Annotated in this window: 21 protein-coding genes; 6 read left to right on the top strand and 15 right to left on the bottom strand. The window is 37.6% G+C overall.

The features are described 5' to 3' along the window. Positions 1-6 precede the first annotated feature (6 nt). The 4 genes from MKZ18_RS07240 to MKZ18_RS07225 form a co-directional block, all read right to left on the bottom strand. On the bottom strand, positions 7-1,101 hold the full coding sequence (locus MKZ18_RS07240) for a sensor histidine kinase (RefSeq protein WP_340842630.1): 1,095 nt from the start codon (positions 1,099-1,101) through the stop codon (positions 7-9). 106 nt (positions 1,102-1,207) lie between these two features. Beyond that, positions 1,208-1,870 carry a potassium channel family protein gene (locus MKZ18_RS07235; protein ID WP_025909139.1) on the bottom strand — a complete coding sequence of 221 codons (663 nt, stop codon included), beginning with the start codon at positions 1,868-1,870 and terminating at the stop codon, positions 1,208-1,210. Between the two features lie 134 nt (positions 1,871-2,004). After that, on the bottom strand, positions 2,005-2,901 hold the full coding sequence (gene gnd, locus MKZ18_RS07230; protein ID WP_340842632.1) for a phosphogluconate dehydrogenase (NAD(+)-dependent, decarboxylating): 897 nt from the start codon (positions 2,899-2,901) through the stop codon (positions 2,005-2,007). 208 nt (positions 2,902-3,109) lie between these two features. Next, complete coding sequence (locus tag MKZ18_RS07225) at positions 3,110-3,652, bottom strand: peroxiredoxin (RefSeq protein ID WP_340842633.1); 543 nt, start codon at positions 3,650-3,652, stop codon at positions 3,110-3,112. 341 nt (positions 3,653-3,993) lie between these two features. Here MKZ18_RS07225 and MKZ18_RS07220 point away from each other — a divergent pair, with 341 nt between their 5' ends. Next, positions 3,994-4,860, top strand: coding sequence for a mechanosensitive ion channel family protein (locus MKZ18_RS07220; protein ID WP_025909142.1), 867 nt, complete (start codon positions 3,994-3,996; stop codon positions 4,858-4,860). A 36-nt stretch (positions 4,861-4,896) separates the two neighbouring features. On the opposite strand, the gene MKZ18_RS07215 is transcribed toward MKZ18_RS07220, so the two are convergent. The 4 genes from MKZ18_RS07215 to MKZ18_RS07200 form a co-directional block, all read right to left on the bottom strand. Then, on the bottom strand, positions 4,897-6,024 hold the full coding sequence (locus tag MKZ18_RS07215; protein ID WP_341344522.1) for an N-acetyldiaminopimelate deacetylase: 1,128 nt from the start codon (positions 6,022-6,024) through the stop codon (positions 4,897-4,899). Between the two features lie 65 nt (positions 6,025-6,089). Then, positions 6,090-6,806: a 2,3,4,5-tetrahydropyridine-2,6-dicarboxylate N-acetyltransferase gene (dapD, locus tag MKZ18_RS07210; RefSeq protein WP_025909144.1), complete on the bottom strand. Its 717-nt coding sequence runs from the start codon at positions 6,804-6,806 to the stop codon at positions 6,090-6,092. A 119-nt stretch (positions 6,807-6,925) separates the two neighbouring features. Further along, positions 6,926-7,816 (bottom strand): LysR family transcriptional regulator, encoded by an 891-nt coding sequence (locus tag MKZ18_RS07205; RefSeq protein WP_025909145.1) that lies wholly within the window; start codon positions 7,814-7,816, stop codon positions 6,926-6,928. Positions 7,817-8,062: 246 nt separating this feature from the next. Continuing rightward, positions 8,063-8,299 carry a YkuJ family protein gene (locus MKZ18_RS07200; RefSeq protein ID WP_025909146.1) on the bottom strand — a complete coding sequence of 79 codons (237 nt, stop codon included), beginning with the start codon at positions 8,297-8,299 and terminating at the stop codon, positions 8,063-8,065. Positions 8,300-8,529: 230 nt separating this feature from the next. On the opposite strand from MKZ18_RS07200, the gene MKZ18_RS07195 reads away from it, so the two are divergent. Further along, entirely contained in the window at positions 8,530-8,766 is a 237-nt protein-coding gene (locus tag MKZ18_RS07195; RefSeq protein ID WP_076513039.1) for a glutaredoxin domain-containing protein, read from the top strand. 23 nt (positions 8,767-8,789) lie between these two features. Here the strand turns inward: MKZ18_RS07195 and MKZ18_RS07190 are convergent, their stop codons facing one another. The 3 genes from MKZ18_RS07190 to fadH all read right to left on the bottom strand — a co-directional run bounded on the left by MKZ18_RS07190 (position 8,790) and on the right by fadH (position 11,619). Beyond that, positions 8,790-9,278 (bottom strand): DUF3993 domain-containing protein, encoded by a 489-nt coding sequence (locus tag MKZ18_RS07190; protein ID WP_025909148.1) that lies wholly within the window; start codon positions 9,276-9,278, stop codon positions 8,790-8,792. Between the two features lie 116 nt (positions 9,279-9,394). Continuing rightward, a complete protein-coding gene (locus MKZ18_RS07185) occupies positions 9,395-10,606 on the bottom strand; it encodes an EAL domain-containing protein (RefSeq protein ID WP_025909149.1) in 1,212 nt (403 codons plus the stop codon). A 248-nt stretch (positions 10,607-10,854) separates the two neighbouring features. Then, on the bottom strand, positions 10,855-11,619 hold the full coding sequence (fadH, locus tag MKZ18_RS07180; RefSeq protein ID WP_025909150.1) for a 2,4-dienoyl-CoA reductase: 765 nt from the start codon (positions 11,617-11,619) through the stop codon (positions 10,855-10,857). 222 nt (positions 11,620-11,841) lie between these two features. On the opposite strand from fadH, the gene MKZ18_RS07175 reads away from it, so the two are divergent. Further along, entirely contained in the window at positions 11,842-12,714 is an 873-nt protein-coding gene (locus tag MKZ18_RS07175) for a metallophosphoesterase (RefSeq protein WP_206782750.1), read from the top strand. Between the two features lie 99 nt (positions 12,715-12,813). Beyond that, entirely contained in the window at positions 12,814-13,071 is a 258-nt protein-coding gene (locus MKZ18_RS07170; protein ID WP_119542973.1) for a hypothetical protein, read from the top strand. A gap of 35 nt (positions 13,072-13,106) precedes the next feature. On the opposite strand, the gene MKZ18_RS07165 is transcribed toward MKZ18_RS07170, so the two are convergent. Both MKZ18_RS07165 and MKZ18_RS07160 read right to left on the bottom strand, forming a co-directional pair. Further along, positions 13,107-15,239 carry an RNA degradosome polyphosphate kinase gene (locus MKZ18_RS07165; protein WP_340842638.1) on the bottom strand — a complete coding sequence of 711 codons (2,133 nt, stop codon included), beginning with the start codon at positions 15,237-15,239 and terminating at the stop codon, positions 13,107-13,109. Between the two features lie 123 nt (positions 15,240-15,362). After that, entirely contained in the window at positions 15,363-16,895 is a 1,533-nt protein-coding gene (locus tag MKZ18_RS07160; RefSeq protein WP_138117193.1) for a Ppx/GppA family phosphatase, read from the bottom strand. Between the two features lie 160 nt (positions 16,896-17,055). Between MKZ18_RS07160 and MKZ18_RS07155 the strand changes: the two genes are divergently transcribed. Further along, positions 17,056-17,565 carry a L,D-transpeptidase family protein gene (locus tag MKZ18_RS07155; RefSeq protein ID WP_341344521.1) on the top strand — a complete coding sequence of 170 codons (510 nt, stop codon included), beginning with the start codon at positions 17,056-17,058 and terminating at the stop codon, positions 17,563-17,565. Here MKZ18_RS07155 and MKZ18_RS07150 read toward each other — a convergent pair. Beyond that, entirely contained in the window at positions 17,562-18,347 is a 786-nt protein-coding gene (locus MKZ18_RS07150) for a glucose-1-dehydrogenase (RefSeq protein ID WP_025909204.1), read from the bottom strand. The genes MKZ18_RS07155 and MKZ18_RS07150 overlap by 4 nt on opposite strands. 47 nt (positions 18,348-18,394) lie before the next feature. Further along, complete coding sequence (locus MKZ18_RS07145) at positions 18,395-19,252, bottom strand: GRP family sugar transporter (RefSeq protein WP_061784982.1); 858 nt, start codon at positions 19,250-19,252, stop codon at positions 18,395-18,397. Between the two features lie 216 nt (positions 19,253-19,468). Between MKZ18_RS07145 and MKZ18_RS07140 the strand changes: the two genes are divergently transcribed. Further along, entirely contained in the window at positions 19,469-19,939 is a 471-nt protein-coding gene (locus MKZ18_RS07140; RefSeq protein WP_025909202.1) for a YkyB family protein, read from the top strand. The last annotated feature ends 40 nt before the right edge of the window (positions 19,940-19,979 follow it).

Below are 19,979 nucleotides of genomic sequence, written 5' to 3'. Positions count from 1 at the left end.
TATCCCTTAATTTAGTTTAATGATGCCTTCTATAGAAAAATGTTCAGGTGTTTGCAAGTAGCTTACTTGTCCTCGGATACTTTCAATCCGCTGCTTTAATGCCTTTAACCCAAACCCTTCTTGAAAAGGAGGTGCATCAGGTGCAATGCTGTTTTTTATTTTGAAAGATAAATCTCCTACTGGTGATAGCATTAGAGTAATTGCTAATTCTCTTGAACTACCGTGACGCATTGCGTTTGTAAATCCCTCTTGAATAGCGCGATATAACGCGACGCTTTGAGTATTGGACAGCGTCAGTGATAATACTCGCTGCTTCACTGTAAACGAAACATTCATATGACTCTCTGATTCTAACTTTTTAATTAAATGAACAATGGATGCTACTCCCTGTAAGGTTGATTTATCCAACTCCTTTACAGCATGACGTGTTTCGGCTAAGCTTTCTTCTGCTAACCGTTTTAATTGGTCTAGCTGTACATTTTCTAACTCTTGACTCATCTTTAACACTTGAATATTTAGTAATAAAGCCGTTAATTTATGGCCAACAGAATCGTGAATATCTCGAGCAATTCTTGTTCTTTCTTCATTTCGAGCCGCTTTATCTGCCTCCAAACTCATTCGTTTAAGAGAGCGATATTCACCTCTAAGCTCATCATATAAAAGCTGTTTTTGTTGCTTTTCTTCCCTACTTACACCTAATTGATACAAAACAACCCCAATTAGCACAGTTATGATAATGGTTGGTAGTAATAAGTCCTCTAACTTAATCCAGGTTAAAAGTAAAAAAGCAATCAGTGTACATCCAGCATAAATTCGAAAAGAAAGTCCCTTCACTTCACTGGCTGCTTCAACACTAACATACAGAAAAAGAGCCATTAAAAGTGGGGAGAACGATAAGAAGAACCCTAAGCTTGTCAGCACCAACACTTGACACATTTGATTTCCTAGCTTCTGCCTCCACAGTGGTTTTGTAAAATAAATAAGCATGGACAGAAAACTTAAAAAAAGTAATCCAAGAGTATTTACGCTTTGATACATTGAAAAAAAAAGGGCAATCCATATCGCTAAAAACATAGTAGTTTGCACTAAAAAAGTTTTCATCTTGCATTCCTCCGCTTACTATTGTACTAACAAACCACCAATAAAATCCATATTTTCTATAAATACATAGCAAAAACCTGCTTCCAATGCTGAAAGCAGGTTTTCATTACATATCTGCGAATTTATTCTCAAATCGATTAATATTTACATCTGCACCAATAACAATTAAAATGTCACCCTGTTTGATTGACTCTGATGCTTGTGGAGAGACAATAATATCTTGGCTTCTCTTAATTGCAACAATATTAATACCATATTTAGCACGAATATCTAAGTCGATAAGCGTATTTCCCGCCATTTTTTTACTCGCAACTAGCTCAACAATACTGTGCTCATCAGATAGCTCTAGATAGTCAAGTACGCTATTGGAAATCATACTATTGGCAATTCTTCTTCCCATATCACGTTCTGGATGCACAATAAAGTTAGCTCCAATTTTCGATAATACCTTAGCATGATAATCATTTTGCGCTTTTACCGTAATTTTCTTTACGCCTAGCTCCTTTAAAATCAGCGTGGTTAAAATGCTTGCTTGAATATTATCACCAATAGCTACTATGACATGATCAAAGTTACGAATGCCTAAACTTTTTAGTACACCTTCATCCGTAGAGTCTCCCACTACGGCATGTGAGGCAACGCTCGCATACTCATTTACTTTCTCTTCATCCGTATCAATAGCCAGTACTTCCATACCTTGATCACTTAATGTTTTACAAATGCTACCGCCAAATCTCCCTAATCCAACTACTGCAAATTCCTTTTTCATGAAAAATCCTCCATATAGTAACAAGTGAAGTCCATATACTACTTTATTTTACCATAATGTAAGACTTCTTTTCTCTATACATGTCAGCTTGCAGAAAAAAAAGCTGCGGATTTCCACAGCTTTTAGATTTCCCTTTACTTTTTCTCTACAGCATGACCACCGAATTCATTTCGAAGAGCAGCCACAACTTTCCCGGTAAAGGTATCATCTTCTAATGAACGATAGCGCATCATTAGTGAAAGCGCAATAACCGGTGTTGGAACTTGTAAGTCTAAAGCTGATTCAACCGTCCATTTTCCCTCTCCAGAAGAATGCATCACGCCACGGATATCATCCAAACGAGGATCTTTTGAAAAGGCACGTTCCATCAGCTCAATTAACCACGAGCGGATAACAGAACCATTGTTCCATACTCTCGCAACAGCTTCATAGTCATAATCAAACTGACTTTTTTGCAACACATCAAACCCTTCTGCAATTGCTTGCATCATACCATATTCAATTCCATTATGTACCATTTTCAAGAAGTGGCCGCTTCCTGCATCTCCTGCATACAGATAGCCTTTTTCCACATTTATATCTTTAAAAATAGGTTCAATGTGAGCGAAAGCTTCCTTATCTCCACCAATCATCATGCAGGCTCCATTTCGTGCTCCTTCCATTCCACCGCTGGTTCCGACATCAAAAAAGTGAATCCCCTTTTGATGAGCTTTTTCAGCATGACGAACAGAATCTTGGTACTTTGAGTTTCCACCATCTATAATAATATCTCCTTCATCAAGCAGGCCTTGAAGCTCATTTATTACCTTTTCTGTAAGATCTCCCGCCGGTACCATCACCCAAGCTACTTTTGGCTTTTCTAATTTTTTAACTAATTCTTCTATTGAGTGAGCCCCCACAGCTCCTTGTTCTTCCAACGTTTTAACCGCTTCTTTATTCACGTCAAATGCTACAACTGCATGGTTGTGTTCCATCAAGTTTAGCGAAAGGTTCGCTCCCATTTTTCCCAGACCAATCATTCCAATTTGCATATAAATTCCTCCTTCAATACTAAATTATTGTTAGTATGATATAAATTCGTCATCTTCAAACGTATTTTCTACTTTCTAAACAAAACATAAAAAACACTGATGTCTACTTTTTAGAAACACCAGCATTTATATATTTTCACTTAGCTTTAACTAATTCTTCAGCCGAACTTTAGCTGTAAGAAAGTTTTTATCTTTGCCCTAAGCTTTTTTATAACGTAGCTTGTCCTGGTTTCCAGTTTGCAGGACAAAGCTCCCCAGTTTGTAAAGCGTGTAATACGCGCAGCGTTTCATCTACATCTCGGCCAATGTTATTATGGTTGACAACAGCGTACATCAGTTCTCCTTGAGGATTAATAATAAATAAGCCACGTAAAGCTACGCCTTTTTCTTCAATTAAAACGCCATATTCACGTGAAACAATATGATTTGTATCTGCAGCTAAAGGATAGTTAACTGGTCCTAATCCGTTGTCTCGTCGATCTGATTTAATCCAAGCTAAATGCGTATGAATAGTATCTGTTGAGACGCCAATTACTTCTGCCTCTAACTTTTTAAACTCATCGTATCGATCTGATAAAGCCATAATCTCAGTTGGACACACTGTTGTAAAATCCATAGGATAAAAGAACAGAACTGTCCATTTATCTTGTTTCATATTTTCTTCTAAGCTTACTTTTCCAAACTCTTTATTCGGCAATACTGCTTCCATTTCAAAGCGTGGGGCCTGCTTGGCTACCATGCGTTCTGGCATGAATCATCCCTCCAACATAATAATAAACTCAGGTTTATTCTGCTCTTCATTTAAATATAGTAAATTATACCTATTAATTCGTTACAAACTACATGAAATAGGACGATATACATGTTATGCCCTATTTTTATCTAAGATAAACGAACTTTTTTTGCTCATTTCTAGAAAAAATAACGTTAATGACTTGCAAAAAGGGACAAATTAAGTTTAGCATGTCTAATAGCGGGAATAAATTAATGTACTGAAAGAGCCAGAAACTAAGCAAGTTTTTACATTACATATGGTTATCTTCTTCATTTATTTCCAGTTAAGGCTTTATGTTTAGAAAGGATGAATTTTTTATGTTGAATTTTTCAGAAGTCAATTGGGAACAACTTCTGACAGTTGCAGGGGTAGTTGCGTTAAAACTTATCCTCATCTTAATTGGTTTCTTAATCGTACGTTCCATTGGAACTCGTATTATTGATCGTTCTTTCAACCGTATGATGGAACGTGATAGCGTGTCAAAAGGTAGAGCACTTACGCTTAAAAGCTTAATGGTAAATGTATTTTCATACGTTCTTATCTTTATTGTTATTGTAATGTTACTTGAAACTGTTGGCGTGCAGGCAACAGCGCTTCTTGCCGGTGCTGGAGTCGTGGGATTAGCAATTGGTTTTGGCGCGCAAGGACTTGTGAGCGATATTGTTACAGGATTTTTCTTACTACTTGAGAAACAAATTGATGTGGACGATTATGTAACAACAGGGAGCTTTTCAGGCATTGTTGAATCTGTAGGACTTCGTACAACTCAAATTCGCGGATTTGACGGAACATTGCACTATGTGCCAAATCGTGAGATTACGAGCCTAAGCAACCACTCTCGTGGAAATATGCGTGCGCTTGTAGACATTGGCATCTCATATGATGACGATATTGATCGCGCAGTTTCTATTTTACAAGAAGTATGTGATCGTATTGCACAAGAAGATGAAAACATTGTAGATGGACCAAACGTTCTTGGTGTTCAGGGGCTAGGTGCATCAGACGTTGTACTACGAGTAGTTGGAAAAACGAAAAATGGCGAGCAATGGGGAGTAGAACGTAAGCTTCGTAAAGCGTTTAAAGAAGCATTTGACGCGCATGGAATTGAAATTCCTTTCCCACACCAAGTATACGTTGAAAAGCCGACTGGTGAATCACCACAGCCCGCTAAAGATAACGGATAACGAAAAAACCCTGGAAGTTTAGCTTCCGGGGTTTTCTTATGCAATGCCTTTCATTTCGAAATAGCGAGTAATAAGAGAAATGGCTACCTCAATTGCTTTCTCATCAGGCTGAAGCTTTGAATGATGAAGACCATAAGGAGAATTTACTCCAAGCCAAAACATAAAGCCAGGAATCTCTTTTAACATGTAACCAAAATCCTCTCCCGTCATCGCTTTTTGACACTCAATAACCTCAACTTCTTCTTGAGCTCTAGCAAATGTCATAAATTCCTTTGTCATATCATGATTGTTGTAAACTTGATGATACATACAACCATAATCAATGACTGTCTCACACTGATAACCTACTTCCACACCTTTTACAATAGCCTCAATCCGCTCTTTAACACGTGCCATTGACTCAGGAGATAGCGTACGAATGGTTCCTTCAATGCGAGCGCGCTCAGCAATAATATTTTGAACCGTTCCAGCAGTAATTTTGCCAACGGTAATAACAGCACTATCTAATGGATCAACGTTTCTAGCAACGATTGTTTGTAGCTGTGAAACCAATTGACAAGCGGCTACCACCATATCATTTGTGTTATGTGGGTATGCTGCATGTCCTCCTTTTCCTTTTAAATCAATAAACAGTTCAGATGTGTTCGCAAATAAAATGCCTTCTTTCACCGCAATTGATCCTACTGGATATTCAGGAGCAATGTGTAGCGCAACAATTTGATCAGGCTTCCACTCTTTCATAATCTCGCTTTCAAGCATTGGCTGAGCTCCACCCGACCCCTCTTCAGCGGGTTGAAAGATAAACAGCAAGTTATCATCAATTGGATGGTTTGCAAAGTGTGTTAGAATGCCTAAACCAATACTCATGTGAAAATCATGACCACAAGCATGCATTAAACCTTCATGAGTGGACGAAAACTCATACTCAGTTTCTTCCGTAATTGGGAGACCATCAATGTCAGCTCGATAGCCGATTGTTTTCGTTGGTTTTTTCCCTTTCACTTTCACAAAGATGCCGGTTTTCCACGTTTTAATTTCAAGGTGTTCTTGAGGAAGACTTTCAATATAGCGTAGTAAAAACGCTTGCGTTTTTACTTCTTGAAAGCCTAGCTCAGGTATTTTATGTAATTCTCTGCGCAAAGCAGCAAATTGAGAAATGTCCACGTACCAAAAATCCTCCTTATAGTTAAGAAAGCGTGGTTGCCCACGCTTTCTGTGTCTTTCGCTTATTAGTCGTTTAGTTGACGAAGCTCTTGTTTGATTTCAGTTTTTGATTTTGTTTTTTCGTCAATTTCTTTAATAACACGAGCTGGTGTACCTGCTACTACCGTATATGGTGGTACATCTTCAACTACGATTGCACCAGCGGCAACAACTGCACCTTTACCTACTGTTACACCTTCTAGAACAACTGCGTTTGCACCAATTACAACATCGTCTTCAACAACAACTGGTTTTGCAGAAGGTGGCTCAATTACGCCAGCTAATACTGAACCTGCACCGATGTGACAGTTTTTACCTACTGTTGCACGTCCACCCATTACAACGTTCATATCGATCATTGTACCTTCACCGATTACAGAACCGATGTTGATTGAAGCACCCATCATAATAACAGCATTGTCTCCAATTTCAACTTGATCACGAATGATTGCACCTGGCTCAATGCGCGCTTTGATATTTTTCATATCTAAAAGCGGAATTGCAGAGTTACGACGATCGTTTTCGATAACGTAATCTTCTACTTTTCCTTCGTTTGCTTCAATTACAGCTTGAATTTCTTTCCATTCACCGAATACAACACCTGTGTTGCCAGTTACGAATGTTTTAGAAGAAGCGCCGAAGTCGATTCCTTCTAAATCACCTTTTACATATACTTTTACAGGTGTTGATTTTGTGCTGTTTTGAATAAATGAAATAATTTCGTTTGCATCCATCATTTTCATATTATGTATTCCTCCTAAGTTAGCATTTGCTTCATTTTACTAATGTAACAAAATGAGTTCCACATGACAAGTTAGAAGTCACGTAATTTTCTCATTTTTTCACATAATGCGTAGATGTATTATGATAGCTCTTTTTCTTGCTGTTCTTTGATATACTCTTTGACAATTTCCATAAATGCACGCACTTGTTTCAGCTTAAACGCTGACTCATATCCTACTAACCAAGTATCTCTAGTAATCGGCTCTTTATTTTCTTTTAATAGTGGAATGCGATGTAAGTGCTGCGCATCTTTCACAGCAATTGACGGTAAAATGGCAAAACCCAGACCGTTTAAAGCCATTTGTTTACACGTCTCAATTTGGTCTACAACAATCGTTCGCTTTGGAGTTGTATGAAACTCCCTGTGCCACCAATCGAGTATTTCTTGATAATAGGTGGAATCACTTTTAAATTGAATAAACGGTCGATCATTATTTGGTACCTCAGAGGCATCTTCAATTTCAGTATCTACTAAATATAAAGGGTCGGTAAAGAGATGTTCCTTTACACCTTTCCATTCGGGATTTCCTCGAATAATTCCGATATGAACTTCATCTTCGTAAATATAGCGAAGCATTTCGCTGCTCCATCCCGTTACAAGGGAAATCTTTGCATGGGGGTATTTATCCATATACTTTTTTAAAACCGCTGGCAGCCAATGCTGGCCGATAATGGAGGCTACAGCGAGCTTTAACGTACCGTATACTTCGGTGTCTAAATGATGAAGATCTTCTTTTACTTGGTCTTCTTTTTCAACAACTTCCTTTGCAAACTGCACAATTTTTTCACCAGCTGGTGTTAAAGAAAGACCTTTTTGGGAACGGATAAAGATTTGAGTATCCCATGCCCGCTCAATTGTTTGCAGGCGCTGTGATAAAGCTGGCTGCGATACAAATAAGCGCTCAGCTGCTTTTCTCATATTTAATTCTTGGGCCAATACGACAAGCATGCGACATTCTACTAATTGCATTTTGCTATTCCTCTCAACACATTGTTTTACTTTTTCACCTTCTAATCATATAAAAAAATGCTTCAGAAAGATAGACAAAAGTTATTTATTGTCAAGATTCTTTTTAACTTTTTATATAAAATGAAGGACGTTTAGTATATCAGTTATTTTTGACATATAAAAAGCCTTGGATACACGTAAATGTGCACCCAAGGCTTTAATTCGAATCATCGACAATTTACAGATCTAAGCTGATTAATGGCTTCATTAATGAATTAATTCAAAAATCTCAATTGCAATCATGTCAATATTATCAAATTGATAAACGCTTGGCTTCTCGCCATCTTGATATACTTCAAGTTCAAACGTTTCAGTTTTCGCATGATATTTCACGCTACAAATTCGTTTTCCATCTACTTCGAAGAAGCGTTGTGGTGCTTCACTTCCACTTGCTTGCTCACGGAGATTCACAAGACGAGTTAAAATACCTTGTAATTGTGACATATAATCTCTCCTTTCAACGATTACATCATTACTTACCCTATTTAAGGCTTGTTTATTCATTCTCATTTCTTCAGCATGAATCCTCATGCATAAAAGACACCATTTCACTATATGCCACATACAGAAAAAACACAAGTACTTTACATGAATTTTCGTAAGAAATTGGCTTATTATGGCGCAGTTTGTCGTTTTTGATTATAATATCATATTATACAATAAGGAGTTTTAAGATGAAAAACGTAGAGTTATATACACAACCAGCTTGTCCACCGTGTGAAATTGTTAAACTGTTTTTAAAACACAATAATATTTCATATAAAGAATATGACGTTTCCAAAGATATAGCAGCTAGAAATCGTATGATTGACGTATTTCAATCGTATTCAACACCAACTGTTAAAGTCAACAATGATGTGATAAAAGGTTTTGATTTACAAACACTAGAAAAGCTTTTAGATCTTTCTTAAGTTAAACACTTTATGGGAAAAGGTTAGCTCGGCTTTTGATTACTATATGTAAATCCTGACACTTTCCATTTTCCTTCATGGCGAGTCAACGTCAGCATCTCATAATGCCCAACATAAGATACGGGGCCATCTTTTACAGCCGGAAAATATTCGAAGACGTAAGCTTTTTGCATAGATGGATGAACCGCTACCTTTGTCTGTTCATCATATGAAAAATACGGGATATAATGAAGAGCAAAATCAGAACCGTATACGGTATACCCCTGAGCTTCTTGAACCATATTGTCATCTAGAAATTTCTCTGCATAACTTTTTTCAAAATATGGTAGCAGTGTATTCATTGCTTTTTCCTTTGAATAATGCTCGTTCGTTAAACGAAGCTGTGCTTGAAATGCTTCATGTAGCGCAGTAAAAATTTCATTGCGCGTATCTCCGTCGACTTCAGCCTGGGCGGGCGTATACAAACACACTACACATAAAAATATGATTATGGATGCTACTACTTTTTTCATAAACGATCATCCCTTTCGTTTTAATTAGTAATAGCTTTCCTTCTTTTTAACCCCATATTCTTTCATTTTTAGAAATAAAAAAAAGCATGCCCCCAACTAAGAGTGGGCATGTTTTTTTATAATGCGTCTTTCTCATATAAAAAGGCGTATGAAATATCAATAAATAGATAATGACCGTTTTCAATTGGGTACGAAAAGGTTCGGATGTTCTCTCCTGTTTCAATATCGTTATATAAGTCCGATAAAATCCCACGTTGCTCATGATTCATTCGGATGATATTTTCGAGAAAATACGGACGCCAGCTCCAGTTTTTGTGAAGGTAATCTGGCTCAGCAATCCATTCATGTTCTTTCTTTAAGAAGTTTGATGAGCGCTGAAACCCATTCTCGTCGCATATATATACTCGAAAGCATGCGATTGAAAGCTCACTCGCAATATACTGAAGCATCTCGTCATAGCCTTCCATCTTGCGACATTGACTCATTAACTGCTGCATTTTCACTTCGAAACTCTCCGTTAATTCATAAATAGCCTGTAATTTTTTCTTTTCATGAGCAATAAACATTTCAAATTGATTTTTCAATTTATCTTTTAACAGAAACGGGTCAACCAACTCAGCTGATGGTTTATGTAAATAGAAACCTTGAAAGTACCTCCCGCCGTTACGCCATGCATATTGCAGCTGGTAAGAAGCCTCAATGTCTTCATACAGCAGGGTAGCTCCCATTTTACGCGCTAGCAATGATAACGAGTACAAAACGTCTTGATAAGACTGCGTCATAGCGGTTTGTCGTAAAATATGCAAATCTACTTTTAAGATATCTGGTGAAAGCAAACCAATGCGATCTAAGTTACTGCTTTCTTTACCGATATTATCAATTGCCACCTTAATGCCATACGTTTGATAATATTTCAACAAATGCTGAAGAGATTCAATATCACCATTAAAATTGTGCTCAGTAATTTCTAAAACAACTCGATTAAGTGATAACCCCTTTGTTTCAAAATACTGCAATAGTTCTAACAGTGATTCTCCATGGTCATTCATCAATAAATTGGGATTTTGATTAATAAAGATTAAAAACTCTTCTTTTTGCTCTAAAATGTGATTCAATGCTTTTGTTAAAACGGCATAATCCACTTCAATTCGATATTCATCCGGAATCGCATCATCGTGAAAAAAAGCTCCTAAACTTTCAATCTCGTCATCTTGTTTAATCCTTGCTAACACTTCATACCCAACAATCTTGTGTTCATCCGCACTAAAAATTGCTTGATAATATGGAAGGGTGTTCTCTATGTTTGTTAACACATCTAAAGGATCCATGACGTTCCCCCCTTATCATATAGATTCAATTCAATCCTCTTTCCAGACCTTTTGATCTACTTTCATTGGTTTACGTAAGCGCAATGAATATTCAAGCTTTTTTGTAGCATTCAATGTGCTCAATTACTATATATACATTTTTAGTAAGTATAATATGAAAATCCTGTTTTTGCTAGTCTTTGCAATGAAGTAACGCTTTCATAAAGTTCAAAAAAGCAGACATTCGGCTGTCTGCTTTTTTCCTTCATTTAAAAAGGATATTGGTTTAACCATTGGCCTCCATCCATTGTTATGCATTCACCATTAATATAAGAGGCTTCATCCGAAAATAAAAATGCAGCTAGTCCTGCAATTTCTTCTGGTGTACCAAATCGTCTAAGTGGTACCGAATTAAGTGTACGCGCTTTCATCTTTTCGGATTGAAATAATTTATCTGCTCCACCAGTACGCTCAATTGGTCCAGGAGCGATTGCATTCACTCGAATACCATATTTACTTGCCCATTCAACAGCTAATGTTCTTGTCATTGTTAACACGCCAGCTTTAGCTGAAGCTGAATGAATAACTCCAGCACCTGCATTCCAGGCATATGTAGCTACAATATTCGTAATGGCTCCTTTAATCTTGTGGTCAATCCAATACTTTCCTACTTCGGAGCTACAGTAAAATGTACCGTTTAACACAATATCAATAACACTTTTCCAACCGTTTACTGAAAGCTCTTCTGCAGGGCATATAAAATTCCCTGCGGCATTGTTAATAAGGTAGTCGATTCGACCAAACTGCTTATCAGTTTCACTTACCATCCGCTTTACATCTTCAGGGTTTCGTACATCCATCTGCACAGGTAATACTTGATTTTCAAATGTTTCAATCTCCGCCTTCGTTTCTTCTAACCTCTCTAGAGACCTTCCAGTAATTACGACATACGCTCCGTCGCTAGCAAAACGCTTCGCCATATGTTTGCCCATCCCACTTGAACCACCTGTTACAATCACTACTTTCTCCTTCATTCTGTTATCCCCCTTTTATTAAAACTCTTACTCTTTTATTCTACCTTTTTTTATCTAAAAGAGAAATGAATAGTTATTCACTTTTCTCGAAAATAAGTTTTTTTACTAGTTATTTAGGTAAATAAGGGTTTTAAGTTTTATCCTTTTTTCGGAGGTGCTATAATTAAACTTTAGCCATTATAAGTAGAATGGCAATATGAAAGAGAATAGGTTGATTTTAAAATGAAAAAGACGTATACACGACGCTCTTTTTTAAAAGGTTTACTTTCTTTATCGTTAGGAACTGTATTAACGACTTCCTTTGGTTATACATATGCGAAGTATATTGAGCCAAGGCGACTCCAGATAACGCGTAAAAACATCTTTTCAAACAATATTCCAACCGGCTTTCACAATCGGACAATTTTACAATTTAGTGATACTCACCTTGGGCTTTCTTATAATCTTCAGCAGCTAGAAGAGCTTGTTAGTAAGATTAACAGCCTCAAACCTGATGTCATTTTGTTTACAGGAGATTTAATGGATGCACCGAATGAATATGCTTATCCGCATCGAATTCCTCCTATTTTACACCGATTAAAGTCGCCTCTTGGAAAGTACGCAATTTACGGAAATCATGATCATGGAGGATATGGTACGACGCTTTATCAAGATGTAATTCAGGAATCAAACTTCCAACTTCTAGTCAATGACGTACGCACCATTACACTTGATAGCGGCGAATATATCCAGATTTGTGGGTTAGATGATGTGATGTTAGGAGATCCTCAATATGAACAAACACTTGGTCGATTAGAGCCTTCTACTTTTTCAATCGCTATGATTCATGAACCTGACGTAGCAGTTAAAGCTGCGGCATTTCCCGTTGATTTACAGCTATCAGGGCATAGTCACGGAGGACAAATTCAGCTTCCATTTTTCGGGCCGTTAATCACTCCTCCTTTTGGTACAGTTTATCCAGAAGGATTTTACGAGGTTGGAGAAAGCAAAATGCAGCTATATGTGAACCGCGGCATCGGCACAACGCGCATTCCTTTTAGATTTTTAGCTACACCTGAAATTACATTATTCACACTGAAGAAAACGTCTAGTTAGACGTTTTTTTGTGATTACACTAGAAACATATAGTAAGACAGACTCATAATGAAACCTACCACCATACACTACATAGACAACATTGAAGGAGGTTGAATTATGTATCATCAATATTATCCGTATGGCGTATATCGTACCGCTCCTAACGGTGAACAGCGCTTTTTTGCTTTTCCATTCGTAGCTGGCCTAGCTGGTGGCTTACTTGGAGGACTAGCAGTGGGCGGATTCGGTGGACGCCCGGGTTGTTGCCCTCCGTTCTACCCATATCCACCTACTCCATACTATGGAGGTCCACCTGTTTACAACACTTTCTATGGGGCTCCAGGCACACCAGGATTTGGCCCCATTCCTCGATAACAAGTGCAAAAGCCGATTTCTATCGGCTTTTTTGTTTACTCTTCATCCTCCATGACTTGATATGCTAGTTGCCTAAAAACTTTTTGGCTATCAACAGCTTCTTGTTGCCCCTGCGGCAGGTAATAGTAATTTCCGCTCGCATCCTGCTCTCTAGCTTTTATGTTATCTTCAAGCATAAGGTTTAACCATTTTAGCGTTCTGTTTTTTAACGATTTTTCGAGAATTGGAAATAGAATTTCAACGCGCTTTACCATATTTCTTGTCATCATATCAGCAGATGAGAAATACACCTTTTTTTCTCCATTGTGATGAAATGTATAGATGCGACTATGCTCTAAAAACCTCCCTATAATACTCCTCACTCGAATATGTTCGCTAATCCCTTCCACTTTGGGACGCAGACAACACGTACCGCGGACAATTAAATCAATGGACACACCAGCCTGCGAAGCTTCATATAACTTCATAATTAATGCCTTATCTGTCAGGGAATTCATCTTAGCAATAATTCGGCCATTGCCGTGTTTTTTATGACATGCTATTTCTTTATCAATTAACGCAAGGAAATCATCTCGAATATCAAACGGCGCAACTGATAAGTGGTGATAAGCTGGCTTTTGCGTATAGCCACTTAAGTAATTAAAGAAATTAGTTGCATCAATACCAAACTGGCGCTTTGATGTTAAGTAACTAATATCCGTATAGATTTTAGCCGTTGCGTCATTATAATTGCCTGTGCCAAGATGAACAAATCGCTCAATTCGATTGTGGCGCTTCCTGACAACAAGCGTAATTTTGCTATGCGTTTTTAAGTGTGTCATCCCATAGATAACGTGACAACCCGCTTTTTCTAATTTTTTTGCCCATTGAACGTTCTTCTCTTCATCAAACCGTGCTTTTAATTCAACCAATACGGTAACCTGTTTTCCATTTTCAGCAGCTCTTTGCAGCGCTTTTATGACGGGTGAATCTCCGCTTACACGATATAAAGTTTGTTTAATGGCTAATACATCAGGATCTTCTGCAGCATCGGCTACAAAGTCAACAACCGGCTCAAACGACTCGTAGGGATGATGAAACAACAAATCCTGCTCTAACAATTTTTCAAAGATATCTTCATCCGATGCTAAATCTTGCGGAGGCTGCGGGATAAACACTTCAACACCTAAATGCTCATGCGTCACTTTAATCTTGTCACAAAACGAAAACAGCATGGTTAAATCAAGAGGTGAGTCAACTACGTACACATCTTTCGTGTGGATATCCAACACTCTTTTTAAATAGACTAGAACCTGTTCATCATAATAAGAGGCTTTTACTTCTAAACGCACAGCAGCGCCCCATTTTCGTTTTTTCAGCTCTTTCTCAATTTCTTTTAAAAGGTCTCGAGCTCCTTCTTCATGAATGGTCATATCCGCATTTCGCGTAATGCGAAACTGCGTCACAGATGTTACTTCATAACCGCTAAACAATTGCTGAATAAAGTGGGCAATCACTTCTTCTAATAAAACGAATGAGCGTTCCAATGAATCCGTTGGGAGTTCAATATACCGTTCTAAAACCGCAGGCACCTGCACAATGGCAAGTCTTCCTTTTATCCCCGTAACTTGCTGCTCTTCGTTATCTTCTTTTAATACCACAGCTAAATTTAAACTTTTATTGAGAAGTATCGGAAACGGTCGGTACGCATCAACTGCCATTGGAGTTAAAACAGGAAACACTTGATCTATAAAATAAGATTTTAAAAACTCTTTCTGATGCGTCGTTAATTCCTTGATTGAAACAAAGTTGATTTGTTCTTGTTTTAACAATGGCAATAAAGTATGCATATAGGTTTCAGATTGAACTTTAATGAGCTCATGATTTTTAATCGCGATTGCTGAAAGCTGCTGTTTTGGGGTCAGTCCCGCTTTGTTCTCAGGCTTATTAAATCCTGCTTTTACTTGATCTTTTATTCCTGCTACTCTTACCATAAAAAATTCGTCTAAATTAGAACTGAAAATCGCTAGAAATTTTAATCGTTCTAAAAGAGCATTCCGTTTATCAATCGCCTCTTCTAGTACGCGCTGATTAAATGCCAACCAGCTTAGTTCCCGGTTATTATAATAGGAAGGGTTTGTCAGTTCATTTTCTTTATCCAGTCTATATATTTTATCCACATCCACCATCTACATTTCCCCCTAAATGCTCTCCTTTTTTAATTAATATCTAATTATGAACTAATTATAAAGATAAGATGAACGACATGTATATTTTTTATTTCTTATTTTGTACAGGAATAGTATCACCTTTTAATTCGTAATGTATTTAAAATTCAACGCAATAGGTTTTTTCAACACTTTTTCTAAATGCTTTTTTTGTTTTTCAGCTTGGTATTCTTCCGCTTTATAATTACCATTACACACGAGCGTAAAAGTTAACATTGCATCCGTAATCTTGACTTCTATATGTGTTACCACATTTCGCTTAGTTGCATTTAAGCTTGTTGCCAATTTTAATAGAGCTCCTACTAATAAGAGTTTTCTCTGTTCTTCTTTTGAAATCCATTCACGAAACGGCTCAATATATTGTCTAAACGTAGATTTCCCTTTATAAGAAGCAACTAATGCTAACTTTAGGCGTTCTAAATGCGTTAACCCGTCAATTGTACGATTTGCTAATAAATAAAACGTATGCTGACTGCTGGATTCTGAATCAATATATTCTCCCAAATGAAACACTTGAGCCCCTTTTCTTAACAATTCGAGGTCATCATCTGTTAAGGTTGGTAAAGCATTCACTCGCAGGTGCTGAAACAGCATTGTAGCGGTACGCGTTACTTGTTGAACGTAAATTGGATTAATTTCAAAGTCATCGACAAGTTCTTGAAAACTACGTTCCACTACGTCGGGATACATTGTTCCCTGGCTTTGCTCATGTGCTTCTTTATATAGCACTCCTTCTCTAAGCCCTTTACGACTGAGAATAAATGAAGGCGCGTTTACGACCTCACACAGGGCTTGAAACACTTCAATAGCAGGCATAATGGTGTCTGCTCGATCTTTGGATAGCCCTTCTAATTTTTGAAGTTCAGCGTAGGAGTAGGGGGTAATAATTGTTTTCACTTGTGCAATGTCCCTAGGTGCCATTTTATATTGATGCACCCCAGCAAGCGGATACTGAATAAAACTTTGATGGAGCTGTACAAGATTTCTCGCACTTCCACCGATTGCTACAATTGGTACATAGCGTTTTTTAAGCCAAGATAGCGTTTGAAATTCACTTCGTACAAAATCACGGATTTTGCCTCTTTCTTCATTGGTCGGTACATGGTCTTTCACATACTGCAAACGTAAGGAGAGCGCACCAAAAGGAAAGCTATGATATTCAACAAGTTCTCTATTTCGAAAGTAAGTAAGTTCTGTGCTCCCTCCTCCTATGTCAATTGTTACAGCTTCTTCTATTGAAGTTGAATTCGTCACGGCAAAAAAACCATAAAAGGCCTCTTCATATTCCGATAAGATCTTCATTGAGAAGTCAGTGTTTTCTTTAACCAGTTGGACAATGTACTCTTTATTTTTAGCTTGTCTAACCGTAGCAGTCGCTACGCAGCTAACGTGTGTTAATTCGTGATGACGCGTAATAATTTGAAACGTTTGTAGCGTTTGAAGCAAAACATGAATGCCTTCTTCGTTTAACAAACTGTCATTATCTAAATAATTACGTAATCTGGCTACTACTTTGAGGTTTTCAATTTGCTTAAAGCCTTTCCGTTCTCTATTTTCATAAATCACTAGTCGCATTGTATTCGACCCAATGTCAATCATTCCGTGCTTCATTTTCATTTTTGTTCAACACCTTCTAATTTCGTATATATGAAACCTTTACTCTATTGCTCACTTTCTCCTCACGCTGTTCATATAGTAACAAATAATCCTATAGATTTATATAATAACGAAAAATTCTGTTAATTTTAAAAAGATTTATGATTAAGGAGGGAAAGTCATGCTCCATGTTGCGAAACAAGGTGAAACATTGTATCAAATTTCACTTGATTATCGAAGGCCTTTCAGTATGATTCTTGCGGCCAATCCAGGGTTAAACCCAAACATCATCGTACCAGGGCAAGTAATTCTTATTCCTGACCTACCAGATAAAACAACCATTCCATATTCCATTCATGTCTTTATCGCGGAGAGAGAGTTGGAGCTAAGAGAAAATAATGTTGTAAAAGCAACTTACCCAATTGCTGTTGGGCAGATGCTTAGCACAACACCTGTTGGAGACTTTGTCATTGTGAATAGAGAGCCAAATCCCGGTGGACCATTTGGTACAATGTGGCTAAGCCTTTCAAAACAATCCTATGGCATTCATGGAACAAATGACCCTAGTTCGATTGGAAAAGCCGTTTCAAAAGGCTGTATTCGAATGAAAAACGAACAAGTAAACGAACTTGCTTCCATTGTGCCAAATGGTACCGGTGTGTATATTCGTCCTTCTAGAAGAATGAATTAACCTTTTCCTGCTTGAAAACTTGGATATAGGGTCATTCCACCATCAGCATACAGCGTGATGCCCGTAACATATCTAGCTTCGTTCGATGCTAACCATGCCGCGACGCTTGCAATTTCTTCTGGTTCTCCAATCTTAGCCATTGGAATCAGCTTTTCCACATCAGCTTTGGTTGATGGATCTGAGAATTTTTCAGCATTGATTGGCGTATTAATCGCACCTGGACCAATTGAATTTACGCGAATTCCTCTTGGCGCATATTCTAATGCTAACGTTTCTGTCATCATTTTAATGCCGCCTTTACTTGATGCATAATGAACAAAATGTGGCCACGGGATAATATCGTGTACGCTTGACATGTTGATGACCGTACCTTTGATATTATGTTCAAGCATGTAATTAATTGCTTCTCTACACCCCATAAACGTCCCTGATAAGTTAACAGAAATGACTTTGTTCCATTCTTCAAGCGACATTTCATGAGAGGGAATTTCTTTTTGAACTCCAGCATTATTCATCATGACATCTAGCGATCCAAATGTCGTATGAGCTGATTCAATCAATCGCTTCACATCTTCTTCTTTTGATACATCAGCTTGTACAGCGATTGCCTCTCCACCATTTTGCTTAATTTCTTCCACTACTTTTTGAGCATCTTCACTTTTTGAACGATAGTTCACAACCACTTTCATTTTTTCTTGTCCAAATCTTATTGCAATTGATTTTCCAAGTCCAGTTGCCGCTCCTGTCACGATTGCTACTTTTCCTTCTAAATCTTTATACACAGTAATCGCTCCTTTTTTTCTGGTTTCGTTTTTTATGAGAGTTTTATTTATTTTTTCGTAAATCCAAGCAGTACCCCACCTACGATGATTAGAATACAGCCGATGATGACAAACGTAATTTGTTTTTTCGATTTCTTTTCACCAAGTAGGAAAATACCACCTAACGTTGAGATAATAATTCCCATTTGTGAGAATGAAAAACTTGTTGCTACTCCGACACGAGGAGCTGCTACTAATAGACCAATATTACCTGTTGCCCAAACAAATCCTGTTAAGATGTTGCGTGTAGCATATTTGTTAAATGGCTTATGACGGAAAGTAAGAAGCAATGCACCTGCTAGCATACCCAAAGACTGTGGTAAAATCGCAGACCAGCCTTCTACTCCAAACCATTGAACGACGATAAAATAACCTATGTAACCTAATGTTGAAATGAAAAGTGTAAACATCCCTTTACCAAATTGACTTTTCCCATCAGCTTCTTTGTTATTTTTATCATTTAATGACGTAAACACTACACCTACAATAATAAACGCAAGAGCAGCAATTCCAATTAGTAGCTTTGTTTGAGTTGACCATTCACCAAACAGTAAGACACCAAATAACGATGTCCCGACTAGCTGCATACCTGTGGAAATAGGCTGTGTTTTTGATACACCTAAATATTCAACGGCTGAGAATTGGTTCATTTGACCAACTGACCAGAATAAACCTGAAACAAAACCTACAATAAAGATTTTCCATGTAAGTTCAGGTGAGACAATAAAAAATGCTACAATCGAGAATAAAAGCGCTCCTCCAGTTAAACCAATTGTTTGGCTATAAGCTTTGCCTCCGAGCTTCGAACTTACAAGTAAAATACTCCCCCACATGACAGCGGGAATTAATGCAATTAAAATATCCACTTCATTCAACACCTTCTTATGCTTTCAAACTTTTGTTGTATTATTTGTATAACCTCTCATTTTTAAACGAAACCTAAAAGAAAAATATTTTTGAATTTATCCAATCTCTGTGTAATTATTTTCAAATTGGACAAGACACGCTATAATAAAAGAACTAAGCCTTATGAAACAGCATTTGCTTCATGAAGCGACTAATGAAAGGGAGTGAATTTATTTATGCCTCATTCAACCAACCAAGAAACGTTCAATCCATCTACTGCTGAGATTGCACAAGCTATTTTCACGGTAAACAGGCACGCTAAAGCAGCCCCTGATCCGAAGCAGCTTTATACGTTAAAAAAGCTTGCGCTTGAGCAACTGATTTCAGAAGGAAAAGCAAAAAAAGAAGGACTTCATTTTTCACCTAACCCAGGTAAAAGTCAGCAAAAATCAGATGTGCTGGTATCCGTTGGAGATTACTTTTTCCATATGCCTCCTAAGAAAGAGGACTTCAAAGAACTAACACACCTCGGTCACTTAAACCATCAATATCGAAATCCCAAAACGACAATGTCACTATCTTATGCAAAACGATTATTATCCAAATATACTGGCTTTTTATTATCAGCACCTAACCCTGTTCAGCCTTCTAATGTTCGCAAACGGCAGGCGCCTGTTTTTAAGCCACTAGGTAAAAGCTATTGGTAAGTAAATAAAAAGTGCCTCAAAGAAACAATTGAGGCACTTT

Source organism: Priestia sp. FSL W8-0001, assembly GCF_038050335.1.
Taxonomy (GTDB): Bacteria; Bacillota; Bacilli; order Bacillales; family Bacillaceae_H; genus Priestia; species Priestia flexa.
This window is presented reverse-complemented; position numbering and strand designations above follow the sequence as displayed.